This is a genomic window from Streptomyces sp. SAT1 (assembly GCF_001654495.1).
Lineage (GTDB): Bacteria > Actinomycetota > Actinomycetes > Streptomycetales > Streptomycetaceae > Streptomyces > Streptomyces andamanensis.
The window spans coordinates 6,705,230-6,720,086 of record NZ_CP015849.1; the positions used below are offsets into that span (position 1 = coordinate 6,705,230).

Here is a 14,857-nt window from a genome sequence, read left to right on the forward strand (position 1 = left end):
GGCGCGTGACCGCCGCGCCGCCGGGCCGGGCCGCCGTCCGTCAACTCTTCGGGCCGCGCCCCGGCGCCAGCGCGGAGCGCTTGTACGAGTAGCCGAAGTAGATGACGCAGCCGATCAGGAACCACACCACGAACCGCACCCACGTCTGCCACTGGAGGAACGTGATCAGCCAGATGGAGAAGACGATCCCGAGCGCGGGCACGAACGGCATCCACGGGGTGCGGAAGGAACGCGGCAGCTCGGGCTGCCGGTAGCGCAGCACGATCACCGCCGTGCAGACCACCACGAACGCCAGCAGGATCCCGATGTTGGTCAGCTCGGCCGCCTCCGCGATCGGCAGGAACCCGGCGATCACGGCGGACGCGATCCCGACGATCCACGTCACGCGCGTCGGCACGTGCCGGGTGGGGTGCGTCTTGGCGAACCAGCGCGGCAGCAGCCCGTCCCGGGACATCGAGAACCACACCCGGGTCACCCCCAGCATGAACGTGAACATCACGGTGAGGATGCCGATGATCGCGCCCACCGCGATCACGTCCGCCAGGCTGCTCAGCCCCACCGACTTGAACGCGGTCGAGAAGCCGCTCTCCTTGTCGATGTCCTTGTAGTTCTGCATGCCGGTGAGCACCAGGCAGGCCGCCACGTACAGCACCATCGCGATGGCCAGCGAGTAGATGATCGCCTTCGGCATGTGCCGCTGCGCGTCCTTGGACTCCTCGGCCGCCGTCGACATGGCGTCGTAGCCGAAGACCGCGAAGAACACGGTGGCCGCGCCGGTGAACGCCCCGCCGACCCCGAAGGGGAAGAACGGGTGGTAGTTGGCGCTGTTGATGTGGAAGACACCCACCAGGATCACCACCAGCACCACGACGACCTTCAGCGCCACCACGACCGTCTCGAAACGGGCCGCGCTGCGGATGCCGAGGTTCAGCAGCCAGGCGATGAGCAGGCACAGGATCGCCGCGAACAGGTCGACCCGGTGCCCGGAGCCGGTGCCGGGCGCGCCCAGCATCCAGGCCGGCAGATGCGCGCCCATGTCCTCGACGAGGAAGCTGAAGTACCCGGAGATGCCGATGGCGACCACCGCCACGATCGCCGTGTACTCCAGCAGCAGGTCCCAGCCGATGAACCAGCCGGCGAACTCGCCGAGCACCGCGTAGCCGTAGGTGTACGCCGAGCCCGCCTTCGGGATCATCCCGGCGAACTCCGCGTACGACAGCGCGGCCGCGGCGCTGGCCACGCCCGCGATCAGGAAGGAGACGAGCACCGCAGGACCGGCCGTGCCGTTGGCCACCGTGCCGGCCAGCGTGAAGATGCCCGCCCCGATGATGCCGCCCACACCGATCGCCGTGAGCTGCCACAGCCCGAGCGACCGTTCGAGTTTCGGTCCTTCGCCGCCTTCCGTCTCCTCGATGTGTTCGATGGGTTTACGGCGGAGAATGCCCTCACCCATGCGGAGCCCGGCCATGCGCCTCACCTCTTCGCAGACGGCAATCGGCTGACGGCGGATCATGATGGCCCAGCGCGGCCGGGTACGGAAGACGCCACGCACGCCCCGCCGGTCACGGGGAACGCGGTGCGACGCCCTACGGCACCACCGTCACAGGCCACCTTCCCGCTTTCACCAGACGCACTGCCACCGAACCGATGATCCGATGACCCGCCTGCTCGGAGGCGCCGACGACCACCGCGTCCGCCTTGAGCTCGTCGGAGGCCGTCACCAGCCCGTTGTACGGATCACCGCGGAAGGTGTGGAACTCCCAGCGCACCTCGAATATCCCCTTGAGCCGTTCGGCGGACTCGCGGATCTGCTGGACGAGGTCCTCGGCGATCTCGTCGGTCGTGTCGGCCACCGGAGCGCCCAGCGCCGCCCCCGCCGACATCACCGGCTGCACGTACACGAGGGCCAGCCGCGCGCCCTGCCTGCGGGCGAGACCGGCGGCGTAGGCGGCGGCCCGCATCGAGGAGTCGGAGCCGTCCACCCCGGCCACGATCACCTTCGGCCCGTCGGTGCCCCGCTCGAACCGGGGCGCCTGCTGCTCGTGCTCCTCGTGCTGTTCCGTCACGCTGCGTAGCTTATCGGACGGGGCGCCGCCGGGCGCCAGCTGGTCCGGGCGGGTGTTTTCGTGCCGCCGTACCGGTGCCGCGGAGACTGTCCGGTCACTGATGACTCATGCAGAAGGATCAGTTGTTCACGCGGCGCCGGGCCTTGCTCGCCGGGGCCGCCGCTCTCGGCGCGGCAGGCGCCGCCGGCACGGCCGGACTGCTGCTCTCCGGTTCCTCCGGCGGTCCGCCGTCCGCGCCGCCCGCCGCGGGCCCGCAGGCACACAGCGCCCTCAGACCCTCCGCCTACCGTCTGCGGCCCCTGACCGGCGACGCCCCGCAGCGGATCAGGCCCCTGCCGACCGAGGTGCGCACCGCCCCGATCCTGAGCTTCTCCGGCCGCGGCAACACGATGCTCCTCACCTTCGACGACGGACCCAACCCCGAGTACACCCCGCAGGTGCTGGACACGCTGGCCAAGTACGACATCCGGGCGACGTTCATGGTGTGCGGCGAGATGGCCGACTGGAACCGCGACCTGCTGGCCCGGATGGCCGACGAGGGCCACGTCGTCGGCAACCACACCTGGACCCACCCGCTGCTCACCCAGCTCAGCCGGAGCGAGATCCGCGACGAGATCGAGAGCACCAGCGACGTCATCGAGAAGGCGTACGGCGAGCGGCCCCTCTGGTTCCGCGCCCCCTACGGCGCCTGGAACCGCACGGTCTTCCGGCTCAACGCCGAACTCGGCATGGAGCCCCTGGCCTGGACCGTCGACAGCCTCGACTGGACGACGCCCGGCACCAAGGCCATCGTGCGCCGGGTGGAGCGGGGCGCCGCCCCCGGGGTGGTGGTGCTCTCCCACGACGCCGGGGGCGACCGCTCGCAGACCGTCCGGGCGCTGCGCACCTATCTGCCCAAGCTGCTGGACGAGGGCTACCACTTCACCGTCCCGCGCCGGAAATACACCTGACGCGCCCGCGCGCCCCCGGGTTCGCGCCCGGGGCCGCCCGCGCGTTCGTGTTCCGGGCCCGCCCGGCCGGCGGTGCCGCCGAGCCGGGGCGGACCCCGCCCCCGCCGTCAGCGGACCTCGGCGAGCCGGGCGAAGACGACGACGTTCCCCTGGTACCCGGTCTTCTTGGTGTAGTCGCCGCCGCAGGTGATGAGCCGCAGCTCCGGTGTGCCCTTCGAGCCGTACACGCGGTCCCCGGGGAAGTCGCTCTTCTCGAACACCTCCACGCCGTACACCTCGAAGACGGCCGTCCTCCCGTCCTCGCGGTGGATCTCGACGTGGTTGCCCTTCTTCAGCGCGCCGAGGCCGTAGAAGACCGCCGGGCCCATGGTGTTGTCCACATGGCCGACGACGACCGCGGTCCCCTTCTCCCCGGGGGTGACGGCGCCGTTGAACCAGCCCGCCAGATTCGGGTCGTCCGGGGGCGGTGCCGCGACCCAGCCGTCGCTGTCCACGCCGACCGGGGTGACGGGCGCGTCGACCTGGATCACGGGGACCCTGATCCGGTCGGGCACCGAGCGCCCCAGGGCCGGTACGTCCGCGCCGTCCGTGGGCTGCGGGGTGCTGGGCACCGCGCGCGCGACGTCCGGTGCCGCCGCCTTGGCGGGCTGCGGCGGACCGGCGTCGAACTCGCCCGAGCCGTTGCGGATGAGAGCGAGCCCCGAGAGCAGGACCAGCGCTATCACGCCCCACGGCGCACGCTTCCGCCGCGGCTGCGGCTCCTCCTCTTCCCGGAATCCGGACAGCTCGCTCGCAGTCATACGCCATCCCCTCTCGGCGCGGCCGGCACCGTTCTCACTCGCCCGTGCCTGCACGCTAAGTCCGGCGCCGGGAACCGGCGACGGGACGGAGGCGAACGGGTGGCGCACCGCCTTTTCGTGCGCCATCCGAGTCGGGCCGTACGGGGGCTTTATGACAACCCGTGACCTGCGGCGACCTTCAACGGGGTGAATTCACCGGCGGATCGGCTCACCGGGTCGGACGAGCGCCGAAATGCGGTCGGGTACGGGCCGTCCGAGGGTTCTCGCGGGAGGCGCTTTCTCGCCGATCGACCGGGTACGGGCCCCCGGGGCGCCTTCCGCGGAGGAACACATGTCCATCACTCGTACCCCCCTGGCGGCCCTGGTGGCCGCCGTCGCCGCCGTAGGGCTGGCCGCCCCGGTGGCCGCCGCCAAGGGCGGCGACGCCCCCGGCGGCTGGGACGTCGGGCCGGGCAACGGCCAGATCGGCGGCTTCGGGAACGGCCAGGTCGGCGGTCCGGGCAACGGTCAGGTCGGAGGACCCGGCAACGGTCAGATCGGCGGCCCCGGCGGCGGCCAGGTCGGTGGCGGCGTCGGCATCGGTGGCACAGGCGGTGTCGGCGGTGTCGGCGGCGTGGGCGGAGTCGGCGGGGCGGGCGGCTTCGGCGGTGGCCACGACGGCGGTCCGGGCGACGGCCAGGTGGGCGGGTTCGGCGGCGGCCGGGGCCCGGACGGAGGCTTCGGGCGCGGCCCGGACGGCGGCTTCGGGCGGGGGCACGAACACCGGCCGAGACACGGCCAGGTCGGCGGGTTCGGCGAGGGGCACGGCGGCGGCCACGGGGGCGGCCAGGTCGGCGGGCCGGGCGGCTGGACCGGAGGCGGTCCCGGCGGGGGCCCCGGTGGCGGCGGTCCCGGCGGTGGTCCGGGCGGTGGCTCCGGCGGGATCCGCGACATCACCGCCCTGCCCGGCGTGATCGCCCGCGGCGGGCAGCTGGCGATCACGGTGGAAGGCTGCCGGGGCGGCGGGACCGCCGCCTCACGCGCCTTCTCGACCACCGGACTGCGACCCGTCGACGGCGCGGGCGAGAGGGCGCGGGGCGTGGCCACCGTCCGCGAGGACGCCCGCCCCGGCACGTACGACATCACCGTCCGGTGCGACGGCCGCACCCTGACCCGCCCGGGGGCGTTCACCGTCGTCGGCGGTGTGCGCGGCGGCCTCGGCGGCGCCACGACCACCGGCGCGACCAAGGCGGACATCGCCATCGGCGGCGGTCTGGTGGCGGCGGGCGTCGTCGGCGGCGGGGTGTTCCTGATGCGCCGCCGGCCCGGCAAGCGCGTCTGACGGCGCCGTACGCCCACGGCCTCCGGTCCGGTCTCCGTCCCGCGCGGCGGAGGCCGGACCGCCGCGCGTCGCGGCGGCGGCCCGCGCGCATCCGTCCGCGGCGGGACCGGCCCCGGCGGGCGCCTTCCTGACACACCTTCGCCCCGGACCCGCACAGGTCCGGGGCGAAGATGTGTGCGGGGGCGGCGGTGTCAGGCGACGCCCTCCTCGCCGGTGCGGCGCCGCGACAGGTAGTACGCCGTGCCCACCGAACCGGCGATGAGCGCCGTGCCCATGCCGACCTCCTTCAGGTCGAACCCGGCGACGGTGCCGCCGCCGCCCGCGCGGACGCCGTGCTGGAAGTGCTCGGGCTTGCCTCCGCCCCGGCCGCCGCGGCCCTCGTCCTCTTCGTCGCCCCCGTAGGAGCCGCTGTCGCCGCCTCCGCCGCCGTAGGAGCGGTCGCCGCCTCCGCCGCCGCCGTACGACGAGTGGCCGCCGCCGTCGTAGGAGCCGCCGTCACCGCCGCTCGCGACGGCCGCGGGTGCGGAGAGGGTGAGGGCGCCCAGACCCAGCAGTGCCGCCGAAACGACGCGTATCACGCGCATGGTGATTCCTCCGGTCCCCGAGGAGCAGCTGCGGACCTTTTCCGCGTGCGCCTGAAATGCACCTCGATGATCGAAACGCTAGGAACATGTGCACTCCGGCGCTATCGCACCCGGGCGAACGGGGCAACCGTGTGGGCCGCACAGGGGACGGCGCACCCGCGGCCGGGTACCGGCCGGTGAGTGCCCGTCACTCCCGCGCGCCCCTCCGTACCCGCCCGCCTCAGCGGGTGATGCCCGGGAACATGTCCAGGAAGGGCGCCGTCGACGACGCGACGCCCCGGCTGTAGGGCGCGTCGAAGTCCCAGATCAGGAAGAGGAGGAAGGCGATCAGCGCGGAGAACACCCCCGCGAGGACCAGTTCGCGCGGGGTGCGCCGGATCTGGAGCGCGAAGACCATGCCGATGGTGATCACCGCCCCGGCGATCAGCCCGAACCACACCACGCCGGGCATCGTCGTCCCGGTGGAGTCCGAGCGGGCGGCGCGGGCCTGGTCGGCGGCGGTCACCTGGTCCACGAGCGGCTGGTACGCCTGCGCCTCGAAGTCGGACTTCGGCTGGTAGTCGGTGACGTCGGCGCGGATCTTCTCCAGCAACTGGTCGCCCTGCTTCGTCACATGGCCGTGGTCGACCATCGTCTTCCACTCGGTGTGCACGACGTGTCCGACATAGGCGTTGACATCGGAACGGATCCGGTCGCGCACATCCGGCGGATAGACCCGGACGCGTTCGGAGATCTCGTGCAGCGCCTGGGCCTCGGCCTGGACGTGGTCCTGGGCGGAGACCCGGGCCTCCCAGACCCCGGCGATGGCCAGGCCCAGCACGATGGCGTACACCACACCGATCCACATCGTCATGTACTCGATGACGTCCGGGGTGTCGCTGGGGTCCTCGTCCTCGGCCGCCGTGCGGTCCCGTACGAGGGTGATGATCACGACCACGGCACAGGCGGCCAGCATCGCGAGGACGAGAACAAGCCATTCCGACAACGGGTTCCTCCAGGGGTCAGCGCGGGCGGAGCGCGGCGACGGCGACCAGCGCGGGCACCGCGATCAACAGGACGTAGGTGATCGGCGACGGAGCGCGCCGGGGCGTGTGCCGGTGCGGCTGGGCCCGGTAGTGCGGATAGGCGACCGGCCGCGCCGAGGGGCCGGGGCGGGGCGTGGGACTCGGTGACGGGGTGGGAGTGGGCGAGGGAGGCGGGGGCGGGGCCGGCCTCGGCGGTGCCGGGCGGGGCGCGGGGACCACGGGGGCCGGTCGCGGGGGTGGTGGCGTGGGCCGGGGCTTCGGCGGTGGGGTCGGGGGTTTCGGCGTGGGCGACGGGGTGGGACTGGGGGGCGGAGTCGGAGTCGGAGTCGGAGTCGGCGTGGGCGTGGGCGTGGGCGTGGGCGTGGGCGTAGGTGTGGGCGTGGGCCTCGGGCACGGAGGGAACGGCGGCCAGGTGCCGCCGCCGGCCACCGCCACCGCCACGGTTCCGCCCGGCCCCGTGGAGGCGTAGGCGCAGGCGTCGGCGGCCGCCGGCGCGGCCGGGACACCCACGCAGGTCCACGCCACGGCCGTCGGCGCCAACACCCGCATCACCAGGGCGAATCGGGTCGGTTTCGGTCGATGCACGACCGAGATCATGGGCCGCTCCGGACCCGCGCACTCCGACGCGCCGGGCGATTGGTCCGAAGGAGCGAAACGGGGCGGAGGAGGGTTTGGCCGGACGACCGCCTTCGCCGAGCCGATACGGACGCGCGTGCGATGTGGTGGAGAGCGGCGGCAGACGGACTCGAACCCGGCCCGAAGCCGACGCGAGCCGACGCGAGCCGGTGGGGAACGGGCGCGGGGGTCTGGCCCGGGGCCGGGCCGTGGGCTCCGCACACAGAAGTGACGGTGTGTGTATGCGCACACCGCGCACACCGCGCACACCGCACATGCCCGGTCCGCCGGAGCGCTCACCTTCCGCACCGCGCCAAGGGGGGGGGCGGTCGCGGTGTGCCGGAGCGCACGCCCGAGCGCTTCCGCCGGGCCCGCACATCGGCGCAATCCACCGTGATGCGGGCGCCCGCCGGACCCGTACGCCGCAGGTGGTGACCGGGAACGGATGGTCAATTTCCGTTTCCTCTCGCCCCTTTGGCGGGCGATCAGTAGCCTCAGCTCGAACACCGGATCGCCTACGTTGTGGAGAGAAGATGGAGCGTCCCGCCTGGGCCCCACGGAGCATCGACATCTCGGTGCCGAGCGTCGCCCGGATCTACGACTACTACCTGGGCGGTTCGCACAACTTCGAGATCGACCGCGAAGCGGCCCGCAGGGCCATGGAGTTCATGCCGGGGCTGCCCAAGGTCATGCAGGCCAACCGGGCGTTCATGCGCCGCGCCGTGCGGTTCGCGCTGGACGAGGGCGTCACGCAGTTCCTCGACATCGGGTCCGGCATCCCCACCTTCGGCAACGTCCACGAGGTCGCCCAGGGCGCCCGCCCCGGCGCCCGCGTGGTCTACGTCGACCACGACCCGGTCGCGGTCACCCACAGCCAGGCCGTCCTCGCGGACAACGACGACGCGGACGTGGTCGCGGCGGACCTGCGCAAGCCCCACGAGATCCTCGAAAGCCCCCCGTTGCGGCGGCTGATCGACCTGAATCGGCCAGTGGCGCTGCTTCTCGTTGCCATACTTCACTTCGTGGAAGACACGGACGACCCGTACACCGCCGTCGCCGCGCTGCGCGACGCGCTCGCCCCCGGCAGCCTGCTGATCCTCACGCATGCCTCGTACGAGGGAATCCCGCTGCCGCCGGAGCGGAGCGAGGGCGCGGTCGACGTATACAAGGGCATCCGCAATCCGCTGATCATGCGCTCGCGCGAGGAGATCGCGCGGTTCTTCGAGGGGTACGACATGGTGGAACCCGGACTGGTGCCGATGGCGCGCTGGCGGCCGGAGACGGCGCCTGAGGACGAGGATCCTTATGCCTTCTCCGGATACGCCGGCGTGGGGCGTACGGCGTGAACACGCAGCCGGACGGCCCGGAGGACAGACTGCGCCGGCTGACGACGATCTGGAGCCGGGCGGTCTTCCCGGTGACCTCCACGTCGCTGACCCGCCCGGAGTTCGAGGAGCAACTCCTGCCGCTGGCCCGCCGGCTGAGCGGGGCGCTGCGGGCCAGGGCGTTCGACGCCGCGGAGGGCGAGGCGGTCGGTGCCGCGCTGATCGGGGCGCATTGCACGGCGCCCGAGGCACTGAGCCGCTCCCTGGACTGCGTGGACGCCTACCTCGTGCTCTACTGCGGCGAGGACGGCGACCCGGAGGACCTGCGGGCCCGCTCCGGACGCCTCCAGCACGCCATGGCCGCCGGGTTCGCGCGGGCGCTGCGCGAGCGCACCCTCGCCGAGCAGGAGGCCATCGCGCAGGCCGCGTTGCGCGCCCAGGGCGTGGTCGCCCAGGCGCTGCACGCCAGCGAGGCCCGCTTCCGCGCCGTGTTCGAGGGTGCCGCCATAGGCATCGGGATCGCCGACCTCGACGGCAACGTCCTCCAGGTCAACGGCGCGTTGCTGCGCATGTTCGGCGGCTCCGAGCAGAGCCTGCGCGTGCGCAACGTCCAGGAGTGGACGCACGCCGACGACGCCCCGCAGACCTGGCGGCTGTACCAGGAACTGGTGCGCGGCGAGCGCGAGCACTACCACGTGGAGAAGGCCTTCTACCGCCCCGACGGCACGGTTCTGTGGACCAACCTGACCGTCTCCCTGCTGCGCGACCCCGACGGCAACCCGCAGTACCAGCTGGCCCTGATGGAGGACACCACCGAGCGCCGGCTGCTCAACCTGCGGCTGCGCTACGAGGCCACCCACGACGCGCTCACCGGGCTGCCCAACCGCACCCTGTTCTTCGAACGGCTGGAGAAGACGCTCAACGCGGGCGAGGGCAGCCGCTTCGGGCTGTGCTACCTCGACCTGGACGGCTTCAAGACCATCAACGACAGCCTCGGCCACGCGGCCGGCGACCGGCTGCTGGTGGAGGTCGCCGACCGGCTCCAGGCGTGCGCGACCGCGCCCGGCGAGATGGTCGCCCGGCTCGGCGGCGACGAGTTCGTCGCGCTGACCACCGGAGCCGACAGCCGCAGCGAGGTCGACGACCTCGCCACCCGCATCATGAACGCACTGCTCGCCCCCATCCGCATCGACGGGCGCGAGCTGACCGTGCGCGGCAGCATCGGCGTCGTCGAGGGCCCGGTGGGGGAGCGCAGCGCGGCGGAGGTGCTGCGCAGCGCCGACATCACCATGTACCGGGCCAAGTCGGCGGGCGGCAACCGCTTCGAGCTGGCCGACCCGGAGGCCGACGCCCGCGCCATCACCCGGCACGGGCTCACCACGGCGCTGCCCGCCGCGCTCGACCGGGGCGAGTTCTTCATCGAGTACCAGCCGCTGGTGCACCTCGGCGACGGCAGTGTGCGCGGCGCGGAGGCGCTGGTGCGCTGGCTGCACCCGCAGCACGGTGTGCTCGGCCCCGACCGTTTCATCCCGCTCGCCGAGCACACCGGGCTGATCGTGCCGCTGGGCCGCTGGGTCATGGAGCAGTCGGTGCGCCAGGCCCGCGAGTGGCGGGAGCGGCACGGTGAGGGCACCAGCGGGCCGCTGCGCATCAACGTCAATCTGTCGCCGTGCCAGCTCGGCCACCCCGGGCTCGTCCAGGACACCGTCGACATCCTGGAGCGCGCGGGGGTGACCCCGGACGCGCTGTGCCTGGAGGTGACCGAATCGGCGCTGATCGGCGCGGACGACGATCTGCTCAAGCCGCTGCGCCGGCTGGCCGACATGGGCGTGGACATCGCGCTGGACGACTTCGGCACCGGCTACTCCAACCTGGCCAACCTGCGGCGGCTGCCGGTGAGCGTGCTCAAGCTGGACCGCTCCTTCACCCAGGGCATGCAGCAGTTCCCGGCGGACCCCGTCGACCTGAAGATCGTCGAGGGGATCGTCGCCCTGGCGCACAGCCTGGACCTCGCGGTCACCGTCGAGGGCGTGGAGACCGGAGCCCAGGCGGAACAGCTGCGGATACTGGGCTGCGACACGGCCCAGGGCTGGTACTACGCCCGCCCCGGCCCGCCGGACCGGCTCCACGAGCTGGCCCTGGCGGACGCGACGGGCTGAGGCGGCGGGACGGTTCCGCCGGCGCGGGCAGTCCGGCGCGGGCAGTGGTACGCGGCGAGCCCCCCCGACCGCGTATGCGGTGAGCCCCGAGTGTGTGCGGCCGGGGGTGCGTGCGACGGGTGCGTGTGCAGCGGGTGCGGATGCGGATGCGGCTACGTGCGCCGGACGCGGTCGCGGGCCGTCCCGGCCGGGCCGCGCCCTACTGGTACGCCTTCCGCCGCCTCCGCCGCGGCTCCGGCGCCCGCCCTGCCCCGCGTCCCACCTCCGGCTCCGGCCACGGCCCCGGTTCCCAGGCCGGTTCAGGGGGTGAACGACGCCTCGTCGGGCGTGCGCTCCCGCGCCCGTGTCCGCGCCTCGGCCACCGCCGTGGCCGCCCGGACCAGGGCCGCCGTGGCGGTCGAGCGCGACTGCTGGGGCCAGGCGACCGCCATGACGGCGGCGGGCGCGTCCACGACGGGGCGGTAGGCGACACCGGGGCGCGGATAGCGCAGGGTCACGGAGGCGGGCAGCAGCGTCACGACCTCGCCGAGCGCGACCAGGGTGAGCAACTGGGCCAGATCGCGGCAGTCGTCCCGGGGCCGCCCGACGGGCCGGCCGACGTCCTCCGCGGTCATGCCCAGGTCGTCCAGGCTGAGCCGGGTGCGCGCGGCGAGCGGATGGGCGGCCGCCACGGCGGCGACGCGCGGCTCCACGGTGAGGGGCTCGCTGTCCAGGCCGGTCGGGTCGTAGGGGCCGTGGACCAGGGCCACGTCCGCCTCGCCGCGGCGCAGCAGCGTGGCGGACTCGTGCAGCGCGCACAGCCGGACCGTCACCGGGACGGCGGCGGGATCGGCGGCGAAGCGCTCCAGGATCGGTTCCAGCAGCCCCGCGTCGCCGTCCGCCTTGACCGCGAGGACCAGCCCGGCCTGCGGTGCGACGGCCCGCTGCGCCCGGCGTCCGGCCGCCGTCAGCGCGTCCAGCGCGATCCGGCCCTCCGTGAGCAGCACCTCGCCGGCCGGGGTCAGCGCCACCCGGTGGGTGCTCCGCTCGAACAGCGTGACGCCCAGGTCCGTCTCCAGCGCGCGGATCGCGCGGGACAGCGGGGGCGGCGAGATGCCGAGCCGCTCGGCGGCGCGGGCGAAGTTCAGCTCCTCGGCGACGGCGACGAAATAGCGCAGGGCACGGGACTCCACGGCTGCCCCTTCCGGTCGGTATTGCCTTCAGGGTAACGACCGCGACCGGACCGGACCTTCAGTTCCGGAGGTGACGGGCGAAGGATCGAGGGAGGAGGGCGGACGGGACGGACGGCTCGCCGCACGGCGGCGCCGCCTCGACTCCCGCCGCCTCGACTCTCACCCTCTACTCCACCCTTACCTTTTCCGACTTCTGTGACTTCGGGAGACTCCTCGTGATGCTCGTGACCACTCCGACCGGCCAGATCGGCGGGCGCCTGCTCGACCTCCTCCTCGACGAGCCGGAGACGGCCGGGCGGCTCCGGGTGATCGCCCGGGACCCGGCCCGGCTCACCCTGCGGGCCCGGGAGCGGGCCGAGGTGTTCCGCGGCTCGCACAGCGACCCCGGACTGCTCGCCGAAGCGGCGGCGGGCGCCGACCAGGTCTTCTGGCTGGTGCCGCCGGCGCCGGGCGCCGAGAGCGTCGAGGGCCATTTCCGTGCCTTCGCCGACGCGCTGTGCCGGGTGATCGGGGACCAGGGCGTGCGGCGGGTGGTGGGCGTCTCCACCCTGGGCCGCAAGACCGCCGTGGACGCCGGGCAGATCTCCGCCTCCCTGGCGATGGACGAGTCGATCGCGGCCACCGGTGTGCACTACCGGGCGCTGTGCCCGCCCTTCCTGATGGAGAACCTGCTCGGGCAGGCCCCGCTCATCCATGACCATGGGGTCTTCCACCTGGCCAACGACGGCGGACGGGTCCTGCGCACCTGTGCCACCCGCGACATCGCCGCCACCGCTGCCCGGCTGCTGCTCGACCCGTCCTGGACCGGGCAGGAGGACGTCCCGCTGGTGGGCCCCGACGCGCTGACGCCCGAGGGCATGGCCGAGGTGATGTCCGAGGTGCTGGGCCGCCCGGTCCGGATGCGGCCGGTCGCCCTCGACGACTTCCGGCGCGCCCTGCTGGACCACGGTGCCGGCGAGGCGTGGGCGCAGGGCGTCGTCGACATGGTCCGCGCCCAGGACGAGCAGGGCTTCTACGGCGCCGGTGTGCCGAGCACCCCGGACACGGCGCCCACCGGCTTTGGCCAGTGGTGCGAGGAGGTGCTGTCCCCGGCCGTGCGCGGCTGAGCGCCGTACGCCTTCGTCGGCCGCCGCCGGGAGCGCCCCCGGTGCCGGGCCCGCTCACCGCTCCAGCAGCATCCGCTGGAGCTCCCTGGCCGCCCGCGGCGGCGCCACGTCGCTGCGGTGGGCCAGGGCGATCGTGCGGTGCAGGCCGGGGCGGGCCAGCGGGGTCACCCGCAGACCGTGCCCGGAGCGGGTGGCGACCATGCGGGGCACGACGGCGACGCCCAGACCGGCCCGTACGAAGCCCAGGACGGCGTCCATCTCACCGCCCTCCACGGCGAACTCCGGCTCGAAGCCCTCGGCGCGGCACGCGGCGACCGTCAGCTCCCGCAGGTCGTAGCCGTGGCGGAACATCACGAGCCGGGCGCCCGCCAGGTCCGCGATGCGCACCGTCCGCCGTCCCGCGGGTCCGGGCGGCGGCACGTCCGAGGAGGACACCACGACCAGGTCCTCGCGCAGCAGCTCCACCGTGGTCAGCGCGGGGGACGGGCTGGGCAGCGGCAGTACCACCAGGGCCAGGTCCAGGGCGCCGCGCGCCAGTTCCCGTACGAGGTCGTGCGAACCGCCCTCCTCGACCAGCAGCCGGATGCCCGGGTAGCGGTCGTGGAAGGCGCGCAGCACGTCCGGCAGCAGCCCGGTGCACAGGCTCGGCGTGGCGCCCAGCCGCACCCGGCCCCGGCGCAGCTGGGCCAGCTCCTGCACCTCGTGCCGGGCGGTGTCCGCGTCGGCGAGGATGCGCCGGGCCAGCGGCAGCAGCGCCTCGCCCGCGTCGGTGAGCGTGATGTTGCCGCGCGCCCGCTGGAACAGATCGGCGCCCAGCTCCCGCTCCAGCGCCTTGATCTGCTGGGACAGCGAGGGCTGGGCGACATGGACCAGATCCGCGGCCCGGGTGAAGTGCCGGGTCTCGGCGACGGCCACGAAGTACTGGAGCTGCTGGAGCTGCACCCGGCCATGATAGCCGCTGCCTATCGGAACGAGCTGGACCATGTCTTGGACCGATGACCCCCGGCGGGCCTAGCGTCGGTCCCATGGCTCTGGCAACGCGGACGGACCGACGGCCGTCCATGGCACGCACCGTGTGGCGGTCGACCGTCGGGAAGAAGGCCGTGATGGCGGTCAGCGGCCTGATCATGCTGCTGTACCTGGTCGCCCACATGATCGGGAACCTGAAGATCTACTTCGGCGCGGGCGAGTTCAACCACTACGCGCACTGGCTGCGCACCGTGGGCGAGCCGTTCATGCACTACGAGTGGACGCTCTGGCTGGTCCGGGTCGTGCTGGTCGTCGCGGTGGTCGCGCACGCCGTCTCCGCGTACCAGCTCAGCCGCCGCGACATCCGGGCGCGCCCGGCCAAGTACGTGCACGCCAGGCCCCGCGCGAGCTACGCCACCCGCACCATGCGCTGGGGCGGGATCATCCTCGGCCTGTTCATCGTCTGGCACCTGCTGGACCTGACCACCGGGACCGTGCACTCCGGCGGCTTCCAGGAGGGCCACCCGTACCAGAACGTCGTGGACACCTTCTCCACCTGGTACGGCAACGTGATCTACATCGTCGCCATGCTGGCGCTCGGCCTGCACATCCGGCACGGCTTCTGGAGCGCCGCCCAGACCCTCGGCGTCGGCAGCCGGGCCCGCGACCGCGCCCTGAAGACCGTCGCAGACGTCCTCGCAGTACTGCTCACGGCCGGTTTCATCGCCGTACCGGTGGGCGTGATGACCGGAGTGGTGAGCTGAC

General features: G+C 73.4%; 12 protein-coding genes and 1 pseudogene. 6 read left to right on the forward strand and 7 right to left on the reverse strand.

Annotated elements, in window-relative coordinates:
* Positions 1–40: 40 nt before the first annotated feature.
* Together A8713_RS28550 and A8713_RS28555 are read right to left on the reverse strand one after the other, a co-directional pair.
* Positions 41–1,468, reverse strand: coding sequence for an amino acid permease (locus tag A8713_RS28550; protein WP_064536548.1), 1,428 nt, complete (start codon positions 1,466–1,468; stop codon positions 41–43).
* A gap of 118 nt (positions 1,469–1,586) precedes the next feature.
* Complete coding sequence (locus A8713_RS28555; protein WP_064536549.1) at positions 1,587–2,066, reverse strand: universal stress protein; 480 nt, start codon at positions 2,064–2,066, stop codon at positions 1,587–1,589.
* Positions 2,067–2,173: 107 nt separating this feature from the next.
* Between A8713_RS28555 and A8713_RS28560 the strand changes: the two genes are divergently transcribed.
* Complete coding sequence (locus A8713_RS28560; protein WP_064536550.1) at positions 2,174–3,016, forward strand: polysaccharide deacetylase family protein; 843 nt, start codon at positions 2,174–2,176, stop codon at positions 3,014–3,016.
* 107 nt (positions 3,017–3,123) lie between these two features.
* Here the strand turns inward: A8713_RS28560 and A8713_RS28565 are convergent, their stop codons facing one another.
* On the reverse strand, positions 3,124–3,816 hold the full coding sequence (locus A8713_RS28565) for a class F sortase (protein WP_064536551.1): 693 nt from the start codon (positions 3,814–3,816) through the stop codon (positions 3,124–3,126).
* A 931-nt stretch (positions 3,817–4,747) separates the two neighbouring features.
* Here A8713_RS28565 and A8713_RS34830 point away from each other — a divergent pair.
* Positions 4,748–5,137 (forward strand): annotated as a pseudogene (locus A8713_RS34830) (hypothetical protein); the annotation flags it as partial.
* A gap of 191 nt (positions 5,138–5,328) precedes the next feature.
* Here A8713_RS34830 and A8713_RS28575 read toward each other — a convergent pair.
* Together A8713_RS28575 and A8713_RS28580 are read right to left on the reverse strand one after the other, a co-directional pair.
* Positions 5,329–5,721 (reverse strand): hypothetical protein, encoded by a 393-nt coding sequence (locus A8713_RS28575; RefSeq protein WP_064536553.1) that lies wholly within the window; start codon positions 5,719–5,721, stop codon positions 5,329–5,331.
* A 220-nt stretch (positions 5,722–5,941) separates the two neighbouring features.
* Positions 5,942–6,706 (reverse strand): bestrophin-like domain, encoded by a 765-nt coding sequence (locus tag A8713_RS28580; protein WP_079159167.1) that lies wholly within the window; start codon positions 6,704–6,706, stop codon positions 5,942–5,944.
* Between the two features lie 1,188 nt (positions 6,707–7,894).
* Between A8713_RS28580 and A8713_RS28590 the strand changes: the two genes are divergently transcribed.
* Together A8713_RS28590 and A8713_RS28595 are read left to right on the forward strand one after the other, a co-directional pair.
* Positions 7,895–8,707 carry an SAM-dependent methyltransferase gene (locus tag A8713_RS28590; protein WP_064536555.1) on the forward strand — a complete coding sequence of 271 codons (813 nt, stop codon included), beginning with the start codon at positions 7,895–7,897 and terminating at the stop codon, positions 8,705–8,707.
* Positions 8,704–10,845, forward strand: coding sequence for a putative bifunctional diguanylate cyclase/phosphodiesterase (locus tag A8713_RS28595; RefSeq protein ID WP_064536556.1), 2,142 nt, complete (start codon positions 8,704–8,706; stop codon positions 10,843–10,845). Before A8713_RS28590 ends, A8713_RS28595 begins: the two co-directional genes overlap by 4 nt.
* 299 nt (positions 10,846–11,144) lie before the next feature.
* Here A8713_RS28595 and A8713_RS28600 read toward each other — a convergent pair whose 3' ends face one another.
* Positions 11,145–12,017, reverse strand: coding sequence for a LysR family transcriptional regulator (locus tag A8713_RS28600; RefSeq protein WP_064536557.1), 873 nt, complete (start codon positions 12,015–12,017; stop codon positions 11,145–11,147).
* Positions 12,018–12,232: 215 nt separating this feature from the next.
* Here A8713_RS28600 and A8713_RS28605 point away from each other — a divergent pair, with 215 nt between their 5' ends.
* Positions 12,233–13,123: an NAD(P)H-binding protein gene (locus A8713_RS28605; RefSeq protein WP_064536558.1), complete on the forward strand. Its 891-nt coding sequence runs from the start codon at positions 12,233–12,235 to the stop codon at positions 13,121–13,123.
* Positions 13,124–13,177: 54 nt separating this feature from the next.
* On the opposite strand, the gene A8713_RS28610 is transcribed toward A8713_RS28605, so the two are convergent.
* Positions 13,178–14,065 (reverse strand): LysR family transcriptional regulator, encoded by an 888-nt coding sequence (locus A8713_RS28610; RefSeq protein WP_064536559.1) that lies wholly within the window; start codon positions 14,063–14,065, stop codon positions 13,178–13,180.
* Between the two features lie 119 nt (positions 14,066–14,184).
* Here A8713_RS28610 and A8713_RS28615 point away from each other — a divergent pair, with 119 nt between their 5' ends.
* Positions 14,185–14,856, forward strand: coding sequence for a succinate dehydrogenase (locus A8713_RS28615; protein ID WP_064536560.1), 672 nt, complete (start codon positions 14,185–14,187; stop codon positions 14,854–14,856).
* The last annotated feature ends 1 nt before the right edge of the window (position 14,857 follow it).